Source organism: Kosakonia sp. SOY2 (assembly GCF_027109175.1).
Classification (GTDB): domain Bacteria; phylum Pseudomonadota; class Gammaproteobacteria; order Enterobacterales; family Enterobacteriaceae; genus Kosakonia.
In genome coordinates, this window is the sequence record NZ_JAPVXH010000002.1 from 235,727 (window position 1) to 253,415 (window position 17,689).

Here is a 17,689-nt window from a genome sequence, read left to right on the forward strand (position 1 = left end):
CAGTCGCCTCAGGCGAGAATACGCTGCGCCCAAACGTTGATATCGTCGCCGCTACCGAGGTCGGCCTGCACCAGCCCGTTAACCATAAAGGTTGGCGAAACATGGATGCCATTCTGGCGCGCGTATTTGCTGTGCCATTTGATCTCGGTTTGCAGTTCCGGGCGGGCAAAAGCCTCTGCCAGCTTCACCCCGCTGTACTGTTCGATGCGTTCAATAATTTGCTGGGGCGTGGCGTGCATATTCGGGCCGCTGCAGTGGTCGGTAAATTCAAACTCTTCGCGATGATCGGCAACCGCTTGCAGTACTTTGTGCGCGGCGTTTTTGCCATCTGCAAGCGTCGAGGCCGCAAGGATGCAGCGGACAATTACCCCGGAAAACAGGTGCCACGGCTGCGATTGCAGGCGGATTTTTACCGTGACGTTATCCTCGCCGACCTGTTGTAGCAGCGCGTCCAGTTTGTTAAGCGCGCGTACAGAAAAAGGGCAAGTAGGTTCGATAAATACCTCGAACGTGCGTGGGCCGTGACCCCAACTGAGCGGGGCGGCATGTAGCGGTTGTTGGCTCATTTTTCACTCCTGATATTTTATATTTTTTCGCGTTTCAAAGAGTAGCAGCATGCCGCAGGCAGGGGAAAGTCGCTTTGCCGCCGATGCGGTTAAGCAGTAAAGCGGTTGCGTTATTTTGCCGATGCGGGTGTTAAAACGTTGCGCGCTGACATGGACATTCGTTTGTTAAAATTTAGTGATAAAAATGGGCGGCGCTTCTGCTTTTAATTATATGCCCTGACTTAACGTATATTTTTTAATATCAAACTGATTTAAGTAAAATTATTGTTTTATTAAATATCGCGTGCTTATTTAATTTTTGTATGTAAATCATTCAGCTTCAGCGCTATTTGTTATTAATCTGTTTCTTTTGCCTGTCGATAATCGTTATGAGGATCTTTTTTTCGGCTCAGGCAGAGTCATTTGGCGGAATATCTGGTCATTGATAGCGGAGATAATGATGCAGGAGATTCAGGCGATTCAGGCAAGCCCGCACCTTGCCACAACAAAAGAAAACACAAACCATAAATCGGCGGCTCATACGGATAACGGCGCGGCAAATAGCGCTTCGCATGATGAGAGCACCAAAGTGACGCTCTCCAGCCGCGCAGAAAAGCACAAACACAGCAACGAGATAAAAGCCGAGCAGCAGGTTCAGGAAAAGAAAAAGGTGGAAAATCATGAAATTGATTATTCACTGGCGATGACCGGTATTCCGCAATTCGGCGGACGGCTGGTGACCATTGTTAAATATCCGGACGGCAGAACGGAAATGGTTGATGCGTTTTCGGGTAAAAAAGTAACGCAACAAGAGTTAGCCGCCGCGCAGTTACAGAAAGAGAAACGCGTGGCTGAACAACACAAACAGGACGCGAAAGCGGTCGTGCAGCAAGAGCAGATAACGGCGGGCGAATCTGAACCGACGGATATGCAATAAAAATCTCCCGTAAAACCTGTCTTATTTCAGGGGTATTAACGTTAGCGGTAGTAATCCGGTATCTATATCTGGGCCTTATATTTAGCGGTTGTTGATTCAATATATCTTATATTACGCATTCGCTGACCGGAAAATAGAATAGCCTCAGTCATCTATTTGGCTTAAGGCAAAAATAGCACGATATATTTTCAGCAAAATAATGGCTGAGGATATCGACTTGTTTGCGTTTTATTGGGCATGAATAAAACGCAATGTGCCGCCTGAAATACAGGCGGCACATCTCATCAGAACAGAACGGAATAATTCAGGCCAAACGTACGGCCGCGGCCTTTATAGGTATATAAACCCGCTGCGCCGTAGGTTGGGCTGTATAAACCCGGTGCGCGTTGTCCCCACGCGGTGGTGTAATCTTCGTCCAGCAGGTTTTCAACGCTAAAACTCAACTTACCGACGGGCAGAAGGTAGCTGCTGAGCAGGTCAACGGTGTTGTACCCGTCAATATGTTTCCCATCGGCGTCAGAAAGATCAAAGGTCTGCGTGCTTTGCAGGCGTAACGTCCAGTCGCCTGGCGCCCAGTTGACCCACGCGCTCATTTTCGACGGGCTGGCGCTATCCACGGTCAGTTTCCGCCACTTGCCATCGACGCGGGTTTGCGACTTGATGGCGTTAAAGTTTGCACCGGTGCTCCACTCGCTGTTGCTAAAGAAGTAATCGACCTGACCTTCCACACCGTAAATACGACGCTGATCATCTTCAATATTGATGGTCATGTCGCTTTTGTTGATGTTGATGGTTTTATCCGAAAGCGAGTAGTACGCGGCGATCTGCGTACGCAGGCTATCGCCGGTGAAGCGCCAGCCCAGCTCGTAGGCATTCACTTTAATGCCGTCCAGCTTCGAATCGTTCACGTTGACGCTGTTAACCAGACGGTAGTGGCCATTTTCGAGCTTGTAGGTGCCGGAACCGTAATATTTCGCCAGGTCCGGGATTTCAAAGCCTTGCGAGAAATTAAACCACACCTGCTGGCGTTCGCTCAGATGACCGAGGATGCCGGCGTTGAACAGCAGATTGTTGTAATCCGTTTTGCCGCCTGGCACCGCGTCTGCCGAGGTCGCCTTGCCGGTGGCGATGGCTTGCTGCTGCGCGTAGCCCACAAAGTCGTCGACTCTGTTTTCCGTGTACTGGTAGCGCACGCCACCGCTCAGGGTGATGGCCGCAATGTCATAGCTGCTTTGCAGGAACGGCGCGAGGTTCGTGATGCTGTAGCCGGGATAGCGCCCGACGTTATAAGCGTTATCCAGTTTCATCCCACCGCTGGCGGCGGCGTTGCTGAGATTGAAAAATTGCTGGTTGGCATCGAACGTTTCATGTTCGGCGTCCACGCCCCAGGTCAATGTCAGATCTTCCAGCGGTTTGCTGTTGAGAGTGAGTTTGCCGCCGTAGAAATCGGTTTTTTGCTGCGATGCGCCAATGCTGGTCACCGAGCCGCCGGAAAGCGTCGGGAAGGGATAATAGGTCAGGCTTTCGTCACGGTAGTAAATCTGCGCCAGTAAATCCTGGCCCCAGAAATCGCTGTTGGCGTATTGCAGGTTAATTAAGTGGCGTTCGGTGCCGGGGATGCGGTCGGAATCAAGATTGCTTTTGTTGTAAGCGTTGCCGGAGCCGCGCACCGCCGAGAAGTTTTCGCCAAGGAAAAGGCCGTGCTTACCGTCAGACTGGCTTTTGTAATACTGCGTGGTGAGCTGTAACTGCTGATGATCGTCGATATTCAGCGTGCCGGTACCCATTACATCCAGGCGGTCTGAGTACTGCAAACCGGTTTGCGTGTTATCAATGATCACTTCATTGCCTTTGCCGTCGTACCAGCCGCCATAGCGCTGGTACGCCACCGAGAGGCGACCCGACGCGTTATCGTTACCACCGCTGACCGCAGCCGCGATGTTCTCGTCGTGATCGTTATGGCTGTTAAAACCGCTTTTCGTGCCGGTCTGGAACTCAACCTCGGTTTCCGGCTGGCCTTTTTTGGTGACGATATTGATTAAACCGCCGGTACTGCCACCGCCGTACAGCGATGTCGCGCCGGAAATCGCTTCGATGCGCGCAATGTTAAACGGATCAATAGCATCGAGCTGGCGGCTATCGCTGCGGGACGAGTTCAGACGTACGCCGTCGACCATCACCATCATTGAACGGCCGCGCAAATTCATGCCGTAATTGGTGCGTCCCTGGCTGCTGACGTCCATCCCGGGAATTAGCTGCGCCAGCACCTCTTTTAACTCTTTTCCGCCCTGAACCTGCTGCTCAATTTCAGCCTGTTCAATGACCCAGGTGGTTTGCGCCATATCCGTAACGCTGTGGTTTGCGCGGCTGGCGGCAACCACCAGTGTCTCTTCTTTTTGACCTTCCGCCGAGGCGTGAGCGGAAAACATCATCAATAAACAAGGATTTAATGCCCAAAGATAACGAGATTTCATTGTTATGGTGATCCTGATTTAACAGAAGTACGGCGGCGCTGATCCTCCCGGCCGCAAGCAATATCGCTATTTGTTGATAGCGATTATCAAGATGATATGAATTATCGTTACCATGTAAACGCTTTGTGTAAAAAAATGTTGGAATAACCCGGTGATTTCCATGATATTTTTAGGGTTTTTGAACGTGAATCTGAACAGACAAAGGGCGGGGAGGGCACCGGGTTCGATAACGATACCGCCCGGTATAATAAGGTTGCTGGTATTTATTGCTTGATGCGTTTACGGCAAGTGAAAGGGTATTTTACCGGGGGTTAGCGCTTCGTTTTGTTATGTTTTTCTTTAAAACCCGCAATCGCCTGATTGATGTTATCTGTTTCGATGGCGTCCACTTTTTCGCCTTCGAAAAAGATTTCATAGTGGCCTGAAACATATTTAAAGGTAAATATCTTACCCTGATAACGCACGCGCTTTTCTTTTACAGACAATCCCCTGCTGCGCATAGCCACTTTTGCCATTGTATCTATCTTTTTATTTTTCATAATAATTTGTCTTACCTGTGCAGGTTGTTTTGCGATGTTTGGTATTAAACCCACTCAATCTGATGTTAATTTGTTATTCATGGAAAAGATAGCCACGGTTGTCTGATTCGCTGGATTGATAATATATGAAACATTTAACCTGATGTTAAGGTTGTCTTAATCTTCTGCGTATCCTGCAATTGTGAATTAGTGGATTAATTCATTTTTTAATTTTTGATGATATTTAATTTCAAACTCATTCTTCTGATAATAGTTTTGATTCTCATTTCATTTCCGCTACGATTAAAATCCAGCCCGGCTCGTATGTGCTGACTGTTACACATAATTTAAAAGGAATGATGATGAAGAACCGCTTTTTGCCGCTCTGTTCACTTGCACTGGTCATCTCTTCAGTTTTTGCTGCTCCCGCGGCGCTCGCCGCCGATAACGACGACGGTATCGTGGTCTATAACGCGCAGCACGAAAACCTGACCAAATCCTGGGTCGACGAATTCACCAAAGAAACCGGCATCAAAGTCACGTTGCGTAACGGCGGCGATACGGAGCTGGGTAATCAACTGGTGCAGGAAGGCAACGTTTCGCCAGCGGATGTGTTTCTGACGGAAAACTCCCCGGCGATGACGCTGGTCGACAACGCCGGGCTTTTTGCGCCGCTCAATGCGGATACGCTGAAACAAGTTCCGGCGCAGTTCCGCCCGGCGCATGGTCGCTGGATTGGTATTGCCGCGCGCAGCACTGTTTTTGTCTATAACCCGGCGAAACTCTCCGCCTCGCAATTACCTGCGTCGATCATGGATTTAGCCAAACCGGAATGGAAAGGCCGCTGGGCGGCGTCGCCTTCAGGCGCTGATTTTCAGGCCATTGTCAGCGCGATGCTGACCCTGAAAGGCGAAAAAGCCACGCTGGACTGGCTGAAAGCGATGAAAACTAACTTTGTGCCTTACAAAGGCAACAGCACGGTGATGAAAGCGGTCAATGCCGGACAAATCGACGGCGGCGTGATTTATCACTACTACTACTTTGTCGATCAGGCGAAAACCGGCGAGAACAGCAAAAACACCCAGCTTCACTACTTTAAACATCAGGATCCGGGCGCGTTCGTCAGCATCTCTGGCGGCGGCGTTTTAGCGTCCAGCAAACACCAGAAACAGGCGCAGGCGTTTATCAAATGGATAACCGGCAAGCAGGGCCAGGAAATGCTGCGTACCAACAATGCGTTTGAATACGCAGTAGGGGAAGGCGCGGCATCTAACGAAAAACTGGTTCCGCTGGCGCAATTAGACGCACCGAAAGTGGAACCCTCTGCGCTTAACAGCAAAAAAGTCAGCGAGTTAATGACCGAAGCCGGTCTTTTGTAATCACGCAGGAAAGAGTGCCTGATGTCCAGTTTAAGTCTCCCGGCGGCTAGCAATGCGGCCAGCCATGCCGCCCGGCATCGCCCTTCGCGGGTGCTGGTGGTATTTGCCCTTTTTGTCGCGGCACTGGCCTTACTGCCCGTTGGTTTTGTCATCGGTGTCGGTATTGATACCGGCTGGGCGACGGTGCAGGCGCTCATTTTTCGCCCGCGTGTGGGTGAGTTGCTCGTCAATACCTTCTGGCTCATTGCACTTGCTGTACCCGCCAGCGTCGCGCTTGGCACGTCGCTGGCGTGGCTCACTGAACGAACGTCGCTGCCCGGCCGGCGCATATGGGCCGTGCTGGCGGTTGCGCCACTGGCGATCCCGGCGTTTGTACAAAGCTATGCCTGGGTGAGCGTTTTGCCTGGGTTTAATGGATTACCCGCGGCGGTGTTTATCGCCGTGCTGGCCTATTTTCCGTTTATTTATATGCCGGTCGCGGCGGTGTTGCGCCGCCTCGATCCCAGCCTTGAGGATGTGGCGGCATCGCTTGGCACCCCGCCGTGGCGGATCTTCTTTCGCGTGATCTTGCCCCAGCTCCGGCTGGCGCTTTGTGGCGGTGCGCTGCTGGTGGCGCTGCACTTGCTGGCGGAATATGGCCTGTTTGTGATGATCCGCTTCGATACCTTCACCACCGCGATTTACGATCAGTTTCAGTCAACTTTCAGCGGCCCGGCCGCCAATATGCTCGCCGGTGTGCTGGCGCTCTGCTGCCTGGCGTTGCTGCTGCTGGAGACGGCGGCGCGCGGCAAAGCGCGCTATGCGCGGGTGGGATCAGGGTCAGCGCGCAAGCAACAACGCCGCGCACTTGGGCGCTGGGGCTGTGGGCTGGGGTTATTGCTGGCGGCGTGCACGGTGGCGCTGTCATTCGGTACGCCGATTGCCGTGCTCAGCCGCTGGTTGTGGCTCGGCGGGTTCGATAACTGGCACCGCGCGGATCTCTGGCTTTCACTGCGCCAGACTCTTTTTCTGGCCGTTTGCGGGGCGCTGATCACCACCGCGTTCGCCATTCCGACGGCGTGGCTCTCGGTGCGCCATCCGCGCCGCGTATTTCGCTTTCTCGAAGGCTGTAATTACATCACCAGCGCATTGCCCGGCATTGTGGTGGCGCTGGCGCTGGTTACCGTGACCATTCATTACGCGCGCCCGATTTACCAGACCGAAGTGACGCTGTTTCTCGCCTGGCTGTTGATGTTTATGCCCAGAGCATTAATCAACTTACGCGCCGGGATTGCGCAAGCGCCGGTCGAGCTTGAGCAGGTGGCGCAAAGCCTTGGCACCTCGCCTGGCAGAGCGCTGGTGAGTGTTACGCTGCGGCTGGCTGCACCGGGTGCTTCCACCGCGACGGCATTAGTCTTCCTGGGTGTGAGCACGGAACTGACCGCCACGCTGCTGCTTTCCCCGCTTGGTACGCGCACGCTGGCCACAGGGTTCTGGGCGCTGACCAGCGAGATCGACTACGTGGCGGCGGCACCTTATGCGTTGCTGATGATTTTGATCTCTTTGCCGTTGACCGGCCTGCTGTATAAGCAATCACAAAAACTTTCGGGTCTTTAAGATGTTAGAACTGGCAACAATTTCGAAAAGCTTTGCCGCCGCGCGCGTGCTTGATGATGTGAATCTGGTGATTCCTGCGGGTAGCCGCACGGCGATTGTCGGCCCGTCCGGGTCGGGGAAAACCACGCTGTTGCGTTTGATCGCCGGGTTTGAAATGCCGGACAGCGGGCGTATTGAGTTGCAGGGAAAAACCTTGTTTGGCGATGGCCAGTTTGTCCCGGCTCACCAACGCAACATTGGCTTTGTGCCGCAAGAAGGCGCGCTGTTTCCGCACCTTCGCGTCGGCGAAAACATTGCCTGGGGGCTTAAAGGTTCGCGCCACGAGAAGCAACGCCGTGTCGATGAATTAATGGCGATGGTGTCGCTGGACAGCAAGCTGGCGGCGCGCTGGCCGCATGAGATCTCCGGTGGTCAGCAGCAACGTGTGGCACTGGCCAGAGCGCTGGCGCAGAAACCGGCGCTGATGTTGCTCGACGAACCGTTTTCGGCGCTGGACACTGGCCTGCGCGCCGCCACGCGTAAAGCCACGGCGGATTTGCTGACTGAAGCCGGTGTTGCATCCATTCTGGTTACTCACGATCAGAAAGAAGCACTCTCCTTCGCCAGCCAGATTGTGGTGATCCGCCACGGCCGCTTTGCGCAGGTGGGATCGCCGTTCGCGGTCTATTCGCAACCGGTTGATGAGGAGACGGCGCTGTTTTTGGGTGATGCGCTGATTCTATCTGCTGATGTGGCACAAGGGCGTGCGCACTGCCTGCTTGGCGATGTGGCGGTGGATAACCCGGCGCTTTCTGGCGCTCATCGCATTATGTTGCGCCCGGAGCAGGTAAGTGTGGTGCCGTGCGATGAGCATCAAACCTACCCGCAGGCACAAATTATCGATATGGATTTTGCCGGATACCTTTCGTCATTGACGCTGCTGTTTTCGCAAACCGGCGAACGCCTGACATTACAAGCCATCACCCGCCCGGACTGGCGACCTGGCATGAAAGTGAATCTGCAGGTTAACGGTAGCGCCCGCGTATTCCCCCGCTGAATGTAATGCCCGGTTAACGCCGGGTTTTTTTATCAATTGTCATATTCTTGAGAGCGATCTCAAAACGATGTTTTCACATGTGTAAAACTTCGTTTCGTTTTGTATCGCCATAAAAATAAAGCCTTTGTTGACTCGTAATGCCTGATGGCGTTCACTCTTGGCCACATTTTCCAGAAACAGAAACGCGCGATTACACCGGTGCAGCCTGCCGGGAGAACCTGTTTCAGGAGAATGATCCATGCAATACCCTCTGGGACTTAGTGTGCTGTTTTGTTGCCTGCCAGCGATGGCGAATGCGGCAACGATACTTGAAGGCGCGGTTTTCGCCGACGCGCCGCTGGCGGGCGCTCCGGTAACGGTGACCGACAGTTCAGGCAAGCGCCTTACCACCAAAACGCGCAGCGATGGACGCTATTCGCTGGCGGTTGATGCCCTCACACCGCCGTTAACCCTTTCCACCACCCAGAGCACGGGCGGCGCTGAGTCGTGTTTGCGAAGCGATGAACCGCGGGCGCGCTGTATGGCCTCGCTACGGATTACGCTGCAAAAAGAGCGTCGTAATACCGCTAATATCACCCCCTTTACCGACAGGCTGGTCTCCGAAGTGGCCGGTCAGTTGGGCTATATCGGCCCGCAGCAGTGGGTTGAACGCGGTGATAACAGCAAGCTGAATGCCGGTTTGCTGGCCGGGCCGCTGGCTAACTTTCGGCATGGCATGGCCGACGCGTTGCGTTTATCTGGCCTGAATGCGCAAACCGCCGATCCGGTGCAGACGCCCATTCGCACCGGCAACGGTATGGCGCGGATTTTGTCGGTGATTAACCACAATCGCAACTATGACAACAACAGCGGCGAGGCGGGCGCGGCAGTGCTGACCGACAGCGCCTTTCGTCCGATTGTCGGTTTACAGAACAGCGGGCCGTGGGAACCGTTAGATTTGCCGCGTGCGCTACGCGACCGGCAGGCTATCAGTAGCGCGAAAACGCGTATTTTGCTGGTCAGTGACTCCACCGCCGCTACCTATGAAGTCGCCCGTTTACCGCGCATGGGCTGGGGGCAAGTTTTCCAGCACGTGTTTCGCGCCGACAGCGGCGTTGTGGTGCTTAACGGTGCGCGTTCCGGGCGCTCCAGCCGCGATTTCTACAACGAAGGCTGGTACCAGCAAATGGCGCGTGACTTGCGCCCTGGCGACTATGTTTTTATCGCCCATGGTCATAACGATCAAAACTGCGATGGCGATAAAGCGGTGCGCGGCGCGGCCGACGTGAAAAACCTCTGCACCTATCCCAATGATGCCAGCGTCAATCCGCAGTTTCCGCCGGGGGAACCATTGTTGTCGTTCCAGCACTCGCTGGAGCGCTATATCACGCTGGCGCGTGCAGCGGGCGCGACGCCGGTGCTGTTGACACCAACCACGCGGGTAAAAAACCGCGCCGGGAAAACGGCTTTTCAGCAGGGTGCCGACGATGTGGTGGTCAGCACTCATTACACGGTGAAAAAGCCGGGTTACCGCTTTGCCGGAAACTACATCGACACCATCAAACAGACCGCCCAACGCAACCATGTGCCGCTTATTGATCTGGAAAAAGCGACCATCGATTTCGCCAATGCTCACGCCAGCGACTGGATGGATTACTGGCTGGCTGTGGATGTGAACGACCCGCGCTACCCCTGGTATAAAACGCAAACTTCCGGGATTCGCAGCAATCCTGATACCACCCATTTCCAGCAACAAGGTGCAGAAGCTGTCGCATCGATGGTAGCTGATCTAATCCGAACGACCCCTGAATTGAGCTCGCTTGCTGACAAACTAAAACCCTAAGGAGAGACCGATGAAAACACTGCACTGTTCACTGCACTATTCCGCGCTGTTGCTGGCGTGTATCAGCGTTTCCGCTCAGGCGAGCGAGTGGAACGCCATTGTCTCCACCGCGCCGCAAGCCGGTGAGTTCGCCACCATCAGCCAGGCGCTGGCCGCCGCGCCTGACAGCGGTACGCCGTGGCGGATCCTGGTCAAAGAGGGGCGCTGGAACGAACGGCTGGTGATTGAAAAACCGGTCACGCTGGTGGGGCAATCCAAAGAGCAAACGCAGATTGAAGCGAATACGCCCGCCGGTGCATTAGGCAGTGACGGACAGAAGCTCGGCACCGGGCGCACCAGCACGGTGGAAGTGCGTGCCTCTGGCGTGACCATTGAGAACCTGACCATTCGCAATAGCTTTGATTTCCCGGCCAATGCCGCGCTGGCGGATGGTGATGCGAAGAAGCTGAAAGACACGCAGGCGGTGGCGCTGATGGTGTCGGAAAATGTCGATAAAGCACGTTTCCGCCATGTCCGGCTCGAAGGTTACCAGGACACCTTTTACAGCAAGAGCGGAAGCCGCAGTTATTTCACCGATTGCGAAGTGAGCGGGCACGTTGACTTTATCTTTGGCCCCGGCATTGCGGTGTTTGACCGCTGCGAGATTATCGCCCGTAACCGCAATGATATTGCCCCGCCGTATGGCTATATCACCGCGCCGGCGACGCAGGCGGATGAGAAGTTTGGCTTGTTGATCATTAACAGCAAGCTCAGCAAAGAAGCGGGCGTTCCGGCGAAAAGTTTCGCGCTGGGTCGCCCGTGGCATCCGACAACACAATTCAGCGACGGGCGCTATGCCGATCCGAACGCCATTGGCCTGGCGGCGTTTATCAACTGCGAAATCGACGACCATATTTACGGCTGGGATAAAATGTCCGGCAAAGATAAAGCCGGGGAGAAGATCTGGTTTTATCCGGAAGACAGCCGTTTTTATGAGTTTGATAACCGTGGTCCGGGCGCCGGGCAGGGCGGTACGAAATACCAGTTAAGCAAGGCGGACGCCGCGCAATATAATCTGGCGGCGATGTTCAGCGGCTGGGATAACGCGCTGCTGGAGTAAAGGATTATGCCCCCGTGAGCGGGGGCAATTTATGAAGATCAGTTGCCGTATTTCACGTTAAACCCGAGCGTATCGCCAACGGTCGTGTATTCACGGAAATTGAAAATCAGCGGTTTCCATTTGCCTGAATTAACAATGCCATTTTCATTTAACAGCGCGTTTTCAACCCATAAGTTCACGATATCCAGTTCAGCCAACATAAAACGGCCTTTATCGCTGGTGGAAACTAAGCGGCATTCCGCCTGGATTGGGCACTCGGCAACGCGCGGCGGCGCGACATCGACAGAGGCTTCTGTGTGTAACCCGGCTTTGGTGAATTTATCGTGGCAAATTTCAACACCCCACTTGGTTTGGTTTTCCGACAGGCTATCGCCGCCGGTAAGTTTGCCGATTTGTTCCACTTTTTCCCAAAGCGTGTGATCGGGAATATTGATCACGGCGTCTGAACCGGCCAATAAATTATTGTAGGTTTTACCGCCTTTGCTGATGCCAATAATCAGTTTCTCACCCAAAGAAATAGAGGAGGATGCCGCTGAAATATTTGTGTTGCCATCTTTATCTTGCGTAGTGACTAAAAAAACGGGAAAGCCATAATAAAAAGAATTGAGTTTGGATTTGCTTTTCATTGCGCGTTGATTCCTGCTTATAAATAATTATCTGTCATTTTTCCCCCGTCATGGTGTATTTATCAATAACCCTTTCTGAGTAACAAAATTCAGCGGAAATAACCCCTAAAAAAAGTAGTCCACAAATTATAAAACAGGTATATCATATGCAACAAATGCTTTTCCCCCTCCCGGCAAACCTGCTTTGCTGAGACACAAAGAGGATGAAACATGCAACGAATTGCGATACCCGCGAACTATGTCCACACCCGTTCGACGCCGTTCTGGACCAAAGAAACCGCCCCGGCGTCCATCTGGAAACGCCATCTCGACGCCGGAACACGGCAGGGCGTCTACCCGCGTTTGAGTGTGCTGCAAGGGGCGATCCGCTATTACGGTTACGCCGATGAAACCAGCCCGCAACCGGTAGAGACATTAACGATTAATGCCGGTGAATTTGGCGTTTTCCCGCCGGAAAAATGGCACAACATTGAAGCATTAAGCGACGATACGATATTTAGCGTCGATTTCTATGTTGACCCGAAAATTTTGATTGAAGGCTGAGGTAATTCTGATGACGACTGAAAACAAAGGTTATTCTTTAGCAGTTTCTAACCGTGCTAACAATGAGACACAGGAAAAGGTCTATCTCAAGCCAATGTCGTTATATGTTCCTGATGTTGCTGTACAGGCGGTTGCGGAACTGATTGCGGGTCTTACTGACGCTAAAGAAAGTTCCAGTGAAATTATCCTGACGGTGACTAACAATAATAACGGGGTTTCAGTGGATAAAGAGTTTTCCTCGCTTAATGAGCTGAAAGATCCGCTTAATGCCGCAGACGCGGTGAAAGAGTTGATTAATATCGTTCGCGGCTATGAATCGGACGAAGAAACTAACGTGTGCGGCTGGTAATCGAAGCGGTCTCAGGAGGTATTATGGCGCATCAAATTCCTGTTCATTTCCGTCATACCCGCTCAACGCCTTTCTGGACGAAAGAGACGGTTCCACAGGCGCTGCTCACCCATCACAACACCAAAAAAGGGGTCTATGGTCGTTTGTCGGTGATGCAGGGGGCCGTGAAATATTTTGGTTTTGCCAGTGAGCATGACACCACGCCGGAAGTGGAAGTGGTGATTGAAGCCGGGCATTTTGGCATTAGCCCGCCGCAATACTGGCACCATATTGAACTGTTAACCGATGACACCTACTTCAATATCGATTTCTTTGCCGACCCCAACGAAGCGCTGGAAGGGAAGGGGATTGGCCAGGTTGTGAATACCCATCGCAGCTAAACAGTTCACGCCCGCTTTGCGGCGGGCGTTTTTAAAAGTTCTCAATAAACCGTTTTACAGCAGGCGATCGCTCGAACTTGCGCCACGCCAGCGCCACATCCGTTTTTAATGTCTGTTCCGCCATCCGGTGAAATGTCACTTGCGGGTGGCTGAAACAGGCCATGGATTGCGGAACGATGGCGAAACCGAAACCCGCGGCCACCATGCTCAGCGAAGAGGAGAACTGCGACGCTTGTTGCTGATTTTCCATATCAATACCCGCGCGCAGACAGGCGTTGTACACCAGTTCATACAGACCCGGTGCGACCTGCTGAGGGAAGATAATGCACGGTGTTTGCTGCAATTCGTTAAGCGAGATATCTGCTTTCGCGGCAAGCGGATGCGAACGGTGTAACGCCAGCACCATCGGCTCTTCATCGATCAATTTCAGGTTGAACATTTTGCTGTTTTCGCACGGCAGGCGCACAAAGGCGACATCAATCAGCCCCTCTTCCAGCTCCTGCATCAGCGTCGCCATATTGTCCTCTTTTTGATACAGCACCACTTGCGGATAGCTTTGCTGAAACTGGCGAAGCGCGGAAAAAATCTGCGTGTGAAACGCATTGGAGCTGGTCACGCCAAGGTATAATTTTCCATTAATTCCCCGCGCAATTCCTTTCGCTTTTTCCATTGCCGCATCGCTCAACGCGATGATTTGGCAGGCATCTTCATAAAACGCTTCACCCGCTTCGGTGAGCTCAACGCCGCGAGTTTGCCGGTAAAAAAGCGGCGTGCCCACTTCCTGCTCAAGACGACGAATTTGCTGACTTAATGGCGGTTGCGACATGCCCAGCATTTCTGCGGCACGGGTGAAATGTTGCGTCTGCGCAACGGCAACAAAATAGCGTAGATAACGGAGTTCCATATTAAAAACATCTCAAACCCTGATGCTTTGTATATTGGAATCTATCGCTGAATCGCGTCAATAATTAATCAGCTTTTCTAAACGACTGCTCAGCGAGGTAAAGGATAATGAGTCATCTAACCGGTTGTTCTTGCGAGGAAAGTCTACAGGAAACATTTCGTGCCTTTTCAGAAACTCGCCCAGAATGTGTGATATATCAAACATCGCTAATGAGTGCGCTATTAAGCGGTGTTTATGAAGGAAATACCACGATTGAGGATTTACTTAATCACGGTGATTTTGGTCTTGGCACCTTTAACGAGCTGGATGGCGAATTAATTGCGTTCAACAGTGAGGTTTACCAGTTGCGTGCTGATGGCAGTGCCCGTGAGGCTAGCCCACAGCAAAAAACGCCGTTCGCGGTAATGACCTGGTTTAAACCGCAGCATCGCGTTGAGCTCGACAAACCAGCCAGCCGCCAGCAACTGCACGACATCATCGATAAAGCGATCCCCTCCGATAACATTTTCTGCGCGCTGCGTATTGATGGCCATTTTCGCCATGCACACACTCGCACCGTTCCACGCCAGACGCCGCCTTATCGCGCTATGACCGATGTGCTTGATGATCAACCGGTGTTCCGTTTTAACGGGCGCGATGGCGTGCTGGTCGGGTTCCGCACACCCCAGCATATGCAGGGCATTAATGTGGCCGGCTATCACGAGCACTTTATTACGGACGATCGTCACGGCGGCGGACACCTGCTGGATTACCAGCTTGAAAGCGGCACGCTGACATTTGGAGAAATCCACCATTTGATGATCGACCTGCCTGCAGACGCGGCGTTTCTTCGCGCGAATTTACACCCGGATAATCTGGATGCTGCCATCCGTTCGGTTGAGAGCTGAGAGCCATTTAAAGGAGTAAATGATGAACAAAGAAAACCGTAAACATCAATGGTCGCACGGTGCGGATATGGTGGTGGCACAACTGGAAGCGCAGGGAGTGAAACATGTGTTTGGCATTCCTGGTGCCAAAATTGACAAAGTGTTTGATTCGCTTCTTGATTCAACCATTCAAACTATTCCGGTGCGCCACGAAGCGAACGCGGCATTTATGGCGGCGGCGGTCGGGCGTATCACCGGTAAAGCTGGCGTCGCGCTGGTCACTTCCGGCCCCGGCTGTTCCAATTTGATTACCGGTATGGCGACCGCCAACAGCGAAGGCGACCCGGTGGTGGCGCTGGGCGGCGCGGTGAAACGCGCGGATAAAGCCAAGCTGGTGCACCAGAGCATGGACACGGTGGCGATGTTTAACCCCGTCACTAAATATGCGGTAGAGATAACCTCCTCCGACGCGATTGCCGAAGTGGTATCTAATGCATTTCGCGCCGCCGAGCAGGGGCGGCCGGGCAGTGCGTTTGTCAGCCTGCCGCAAGATATTGCCGACCAACCGGCGAGCGGCACTATCTTGCCCGCCAGCGGTGTGCCGCAGTTAGGTGCTGCGCCGGATGCGGCGATTGACGAGGTGGCGAAACTTATCGCGCAGGCGCAAAACCCGGTGTTTTTGCTCGGGCTGATGGCAAGCCGTGAAGAGAATATTTCGGCGCTGCATCAGTTGCTGGAAAAAAGCCATATTCCGGTTACCAGCACGTATCAGGCGGCAGGCGCGGTTAATCAGCAACATTTCACCCGCTTTGCCGGACGTGTGGGGTTATTTAATAACCAGGCCGGGGATCGGCTGCTGCACCTGGCGGATCTGATTATCTGTATTGGTTACAGCCCGGTGGAATATGAGCCATCAATGTGGAACACCGGTGACGCGAAACTGGTCCATATCGATGTGCTTCCTGCTTATGAAGAACGCAATTACGTGCCGGATTGCGAACTGATTGGCGACATTGCCAGCACGCTCGACAAACTGGCCGCGAAAATCGAAAAACCGCTGATCCTCACGCCGCGCGCCTCAGAGATCCTGATTGAGCGCCGCAACCAGCGGGAACTGCTCAGCCGTAAGGGCGCACAGCTCTGCCAGTTCGCTATTCACCCGCTGCGTATTGTGCGGGCGATGCAGGACATCGTGAATAACGACGTCACACTGACCGTCGATATGGGCAGTTTCCATATCTGGATTGCGCGCTATCTCTATAGCTTCCGCGCCCGTCAGGTGATGATTTCCAACGGTCAGCAAACCATGGGCGTTGCGCTGCCATGGGCGATTGGCGCCTGGCTGGTCAACCCGGGCCGCAAAGTGGTGTCGGTTTCCGGCGATGGTGGCTTTTTACAATCGAGCATGGAGCTGGAAACCGCTGTGCGCCTCGGGGCGAATGTGCTGCATATCATCTGGGTCGATAACGCCTACAACATGGTGGCCATTCAGGAAGAGAAAAAATACCAGCGCCTTTCTGGCGTTAATTTTGGTCCGGTCGATTTTAAAGCCTATGCCGAAGCGTTTGGCGCTAAAGGGTTCGCGGTCGAAAGCACGGCAGAACTGGAACCCACGCTGCGTGCGGCAATGGATACGGACGGCCCGGCGGTGGTCGCCATCCCGGTAGATTACAGCGATAACCCGCTGCTGATGGGCCAGCTCAATCTTAGCCAGATTCTTTGAAAACCAAGGAGATATGATGAAAAAAGTTGCATTTGTGACCGGAGCGGGTCAGGGAATTGGTAAAGCCATTGCGTTGCGTCTGGCGAAAGATGGCTTTGCCGTCGCTGTGGCCGATTACAACGCCGCAACGGCAAAAGCGGTGGCTGACGAAATTAATAGCAGCAATGGCAGCGCGATTGCGGTGACGGTGGATGTCTCTGACCGCGACAAAGTGTTTGCGGCGGTAGAGGAGGCCAGAACCAAACTGAACGGGTTTGACGTGATTGTGAATAACGCCGGTGTTGCGCCTTCGACACCGATTGAGTCCATCACGCCAGAAGTGGTGGATAAGGTTTATAACATCAACATAAAAGGCGTGATTTGGGGTATCCAGGCAGCGGTAAAAGCCTTCAAAGCGGAAAAACACGGCGGCAAAATTATCAACGCCTGTTCACAAGCCGGGCATGTCGGCAACCCGGAACTGGCCGTGTACAGTTCCAGCAAGTTCGCCGTACGGGGGCTCACGCAAACCGCCGCGCGGGATCTCGCGCCGCTTGGCATTACCGTTAATGGCTACTGCCCGGGCATCGTGAAAACACCGATGTGGGCGGAGATTGACCGCCAGGTCTCGGAAGCGGCCGGTAAACCGTTGGGGTATGGCACGGAGGAGTTTGCCAAACGCATTACGCTTGGGCGTCTTTCGGAACCAGAAGACGTTGCCGCCTGCGTCTCGTACCTCGCCGGGCCGGATTCCGACTATATGACCGGTCAATCCTTGCTGATCGATGGCGGTATGGTCTTTAACTAATTTTTATGGCTCGGACACAGCCTTGCCCTTGCGACAACGCAGGGGCTTTTTTGTTGATGAAAGTCATTCTCATCTCCACACAGTTGTGATAAGTTGCATGCAAAA

The 17,689-nt window shown here is 53.3% G+C and carries 17 protein-coding genes; 12 read left to right on the forward strand and 5 right to left on the reverse strand.

From position 1 onward, the window contains the following. Positions 1 to 8 precede the first annotated feature (8 nt). A complete protein-coding gene (locus tag O3S68_RS14035; protein ID WP_269231753.1) occupies positions 9 to 566 on the reverse strand; it encodes a DsbA family protein in 558 nt (185 codons plus the stop codon). Between the two features lie 436 nt (positions 567 to 1,002). Between O3S68_RS14035 and O3S68_RS14040 the strand changes: the two genes are divergently transcribed. Next, a complete protein-coding gene (locus tag O3S68_RS14040; RefSeq protein WP_269231754.1) occupies positions 1,003 to 1,482 on the forward strand; it encodes a hypothetical protein in 480 nt (159 codons plus the stop codon). Positions 1,483 to 1,766: 284 nt separating this feature from the next. Here O3S68_RS14040 and O3S68_RS14045 read toward each other — a convergent pair whose 3' ends face one another. Then, a complete protein-coding gene (locus O3S68_RS14045; RefSeq protein ID WP_269231755.1) occupies positions 1,767 to 3,956 on the reverse strand; it encodes a TonB-dependent siderophore receptor in 2,190 nt (729 codons plus the stop codon). A gap of 311 nt (positions 3,957 to 4,267) precedes the next feature. Next, the gene (locus tag O3S68_RS14050; RefSeq protein ID WP_269231756.1) at positions 4,268 to 4,495 is read right to left on the reverse strand and encodes a hypothetical protein; all 228 of its coding nucleotides are present in this window, start codon (positions 4,493 to 4,495) and stop codon (positions 4,268 to 4,270) included. Between the two features lie 341 nt (positions 4,496 to 4,836). Between O3S68_RS14050 and O3S68_RS14055 the strand changes: the two genes are divergently transcribed. From O3S68_RS14055 to O3S68_RS14075, 5 genes are all read left to right on the forward strand, one after another. Next, positions 4,837 to 5,853 carry an iron ABC transporter substrate-binding protein gene (locus tag O3S68_RS14055; RefSeq protein WP_097406074.1) on the forward strand — a complete coding sequence of 339 codons (1,017 nt, stop codon included), beginning with the start codon at positions 4,837 to 4,839 and terminating at the stop codon, positions 5,851 to 5,853. Between the two features lie 21 nt (positions 5,854 to 5,874). Continuing rightward, complete coding sequence (locus O3S68_RS14060) at positions 5,875 to 7,449, forward strand: ABC transporter permease (protein ID WP_269231757.1); 1,575 nt, start codon at positions 5,875 to 5,877, stop codon at positions 7,447 to 7,449. A gap of 1 nt (position 7,450) precedes the next feature. After that, positions 7,451 to 8,485: an ABC transporter ATP-binding protein gene (locus O3S68_RS14065; RefSeq protein WP_020455237.1), complete on the forward strand. Its 1,035-nt coding sequence runs from the start codon at positions 7,451 to 7,453 to the stop codon at positions 8,483 to 8,485. Positions 8,486 to 8,723: 238 nt separating this feature from the next. Then, positions 8,724 to 10,307, forward strand: coding sequence for a rhamnogalacturonan acetylesterase (locus O3S68_RS14070; protein ID WP_269231758.1), 1,584 nt, complete (start codon positions 8,724 to 8,726; stop codon positions 10,305 to 10,307). A gap of 10 nt (positions 10,308 to 10,317) precedes the next feature. Further along, on the forward strand, positions 10,318 to 11,406 hold the full coding sequence (locus O3S68_RS14075) for a pectinesterase family protein (RefSeq protein WP_269231759.1): 1,089 nt from the start codon (positions 10,318 to 10,320) through the stop codon (positions 11,404 to 11,406). A gap of 38 nt (positions 11,407 to 11,444) precedes the next feature. On the opposite strand, the gene O3S68_RS14080 is transcribed toward O3S68_RS14075, so the two are convergent. Further along, entirely contained in the window at positions 11,445 to 12,032 is a 588-nt protein-coding gene (locus tag O3S68_RS14080) for a flavin reductase family protein (protein ID WP_269231760.1), read from the reverse strand. Between the two features lie 210 nt (positions 12,033 to 12,242). Between O3S68_RS14080 and O3S68_RS14085 the strand changes: the two genes are divergently transcribed. The 3 genes from O3S68_RS14085 to O3S68_RS14095 are packed head-to-tail and all read left to right on the forward strand — an operon-like array spanning position 12,243 to position 13,304. Then, positions 12,243 to 12,575: a DUF1971 domain-containing protein gene (locus O3S68_RS14085; RefSeq protein WP_045512182.1), complete on the forward strand. Its 333-nt coding sequence runs from the start codon at positions 12,243 to 12,245 to the stop codon at positions 12,573 to 12,575. Between the two features lie 10 nt (positions 12,576 to 12,585). Continuing rightward, positions 12,586 to 12,924 carry a DUF1869 domain-containing protein gene (locus tag O3S68_RS14090; protein WP_269231761.1) on the forward strand — a complete coding sequence of 113 codons (339 nt, stop codon included), beginning with the start codon at positions 12,586 to 12,588 and terminating at the stop codon, positions 12,922 to 12,924. A gap of 23 nt (positions 12,925 to 12,947) precedes the next feature. After that, complete coding sequence (locus tag O3S68_RS14095; RefSeq protein WP_020455230.1) at positions 12,948 to 13,304, forward strand: DUF1971 domain-containing protein; 357 nt, start codon at positions 12,948 to 12,950, stop codon at positions 13,302 to 13,304. A gap of 31 nt (positions 13,305 to 13,335) precedes the next feature. Here O3S68_RS14095 and O3S68_RS14100 read toward each other — a convergent pair whose 3' ends face one another. After that, a complete protein-coding gene (locus tag O3S68_RS14100; RefSeq protein ID WP_269231762.1) occupies positions 13,336 to 14,208 on the reverse strand; it encodes a LysR family transcriptional regulator in 873 nt (290 codons plus the stop codon). A 107-nt stretch (positions 14,209 to 14,315) separates the two neighbouring features. On the opposite strand from O3S68_RS14100, the gene budA reads away from it, so the two are divergent. Genes budA through O3S68_RS14115 form a run of 3 tightly spaced genes read left to right on the forward strand, consistent with a single transcriptional unit; the run spans position 14,316 to position 17,584 of the window. Beyond that, the gene (budA, locus tag O3S68_RS14105) at positions 14,316 to 15,095 is read left to right on the forward strand and encodes an acetolactate decarboxylase (RefSeq protein WP_269231763.1); all 780 of its coding nucleotides are present in this window, start codon (positions 14,316 to 14,318) and stop codon (positions 15,093 to 15,095) included. Positions 15,096 to 15,117: 22 nt separating this feature from the next. Further along, entirely contained in the window at positions 15,118 to 16,797 is a 1,680-nt protein-coding gene (gene alsS, locus O3S68_RS14110) for an acetolactate synthase AlsS (protein WP_269232018.1), read from the forward strand. A 16-nt stretch (positions 16,798 to 16,813) separates the two neighbouring features. Then, entirely contained in the window at positions 16,814 to 17,584 is a 771-nt protein-coding gene (locus tag O3S68_RS14115) for a (S)-acetoin forming diacetyl reductase (protein ID WP_269232019.1), read from the forward strand. Positions 17,585 to 17,689 lie beyond the last annotated feature (105 nt).

Coding starts and splice junctions, on each gene's coding strand:
- O3S68_RS14035 (WP_269231753.1), bottom strand. CDS start 566: ATGAGCCAACAACCGCTACATGCCGCCCCGCTCAGTTGGGGTCACGGC.
- O3S68_RS14040 (WP_269231754.1), top strand. CDS start 1,003: ATGATGCAGGAGATTCAGGCGATTCAGGCAAGCCCGCACCTTGCCACA.
- O3S68_RS14045 (WP_269231755.1), bottom strand. CDS start 3,956: ATGAAATCTCGTTATCTTTGGGCATTAAATCCTTGTTTATTGATGATG.
- O3S68_RS14050 (WP_269231756.1), bottom strand. CDS start 4,495: ATGAAAAATAAAAAGATAGATACAATGGCAAAAGTGGCTATGCGCAGC.
- O3S68_RS14055 (WP_097406074.1), top strand. CDS start 4,837: ATGAAGAACCGCTTTTTGCCGCTCTGTTCACTTGCACTGGTCATCTCT.
- O3S68_RS14060 (WP_269231757.1), top strand. CDS start 5,875: ATGTCCAGTTTAAGTCTCCCGGCGGCTAGCAATGCGGCCAGCCATGCC.
- O3S68_RS14065 (WP_020455237.1), top strand. CDS start 7,451: ATGTTAGAACTGGCAACAATTTCGAAAAGCTTTGCCGCCGCGCGCGTG.
- O3S68_RS14070 (WP_269231758.1), top strand. CDS start 8,724: ATGCAATACCCTCTGGGACTTAGTGTGCTGTTTTGTTGCCTGCCAGCG.
- O3S68_RS14075 (WP_269231759.1), top strand. CDS start 10,318: ATGAAAACACTGCACTGTTCACTGCACTATTCCGCGCTGTTGCTGGCG.
- O3S68_RS14080 (WP_269231760.1), bottom strand. CDS start 12,032: ATGAAAAGCAAATCCAAACTCAATTCTTTTTATTATGGCTTTCCCGTT.
- O3S68_RS14085 (WP_045512182.1), top strand. CDS start 12,243: ATGCAACGAATTGCGATACCCGCGAACTATGTCCACACCCGTTCGACG.
- O3S68_RS14090 (WP_269231761.1), top strand. CDS start 12,586: ATGACGACTGAAAACAAAGGTTATTCTTTAGCAGTTTCTAACCGTGCT.
- O3S68_RS14095 (WP_020455230.1), top strand. CDS start 12,948: ATGGCGCATCAAATTCCTGTTCATTTCCGTCATACCCGCTCAACGCCT.
- O3S68_RS14100 (WP_269231762.1), bottom strand. CDS start 14,208: ATGGAACTCCGTTATCTACGCTATTTTGTTGCCGTTGCGCAGACGCAA.
- budA (WP_269231763.1), top strand. CDS start 14,316: ATGAGTCATCTAACCGGTTGTTCTTGCGAGGAAAGTCTACAGGAAACA.
- alsS (WP_269232018.1), top strand. CDS start 15,118: ATGAACAAAGAAAACCGTAAACATCAATGGTCGCACGGTGCGGATATG.
- O3S68_RS14115 (WP_269232019.1), top strand. CDS start 16,814: ATGAAAAAAGTTGCATTTGTGACCGGAGCGGGTCAGGGAATTGGTAAA.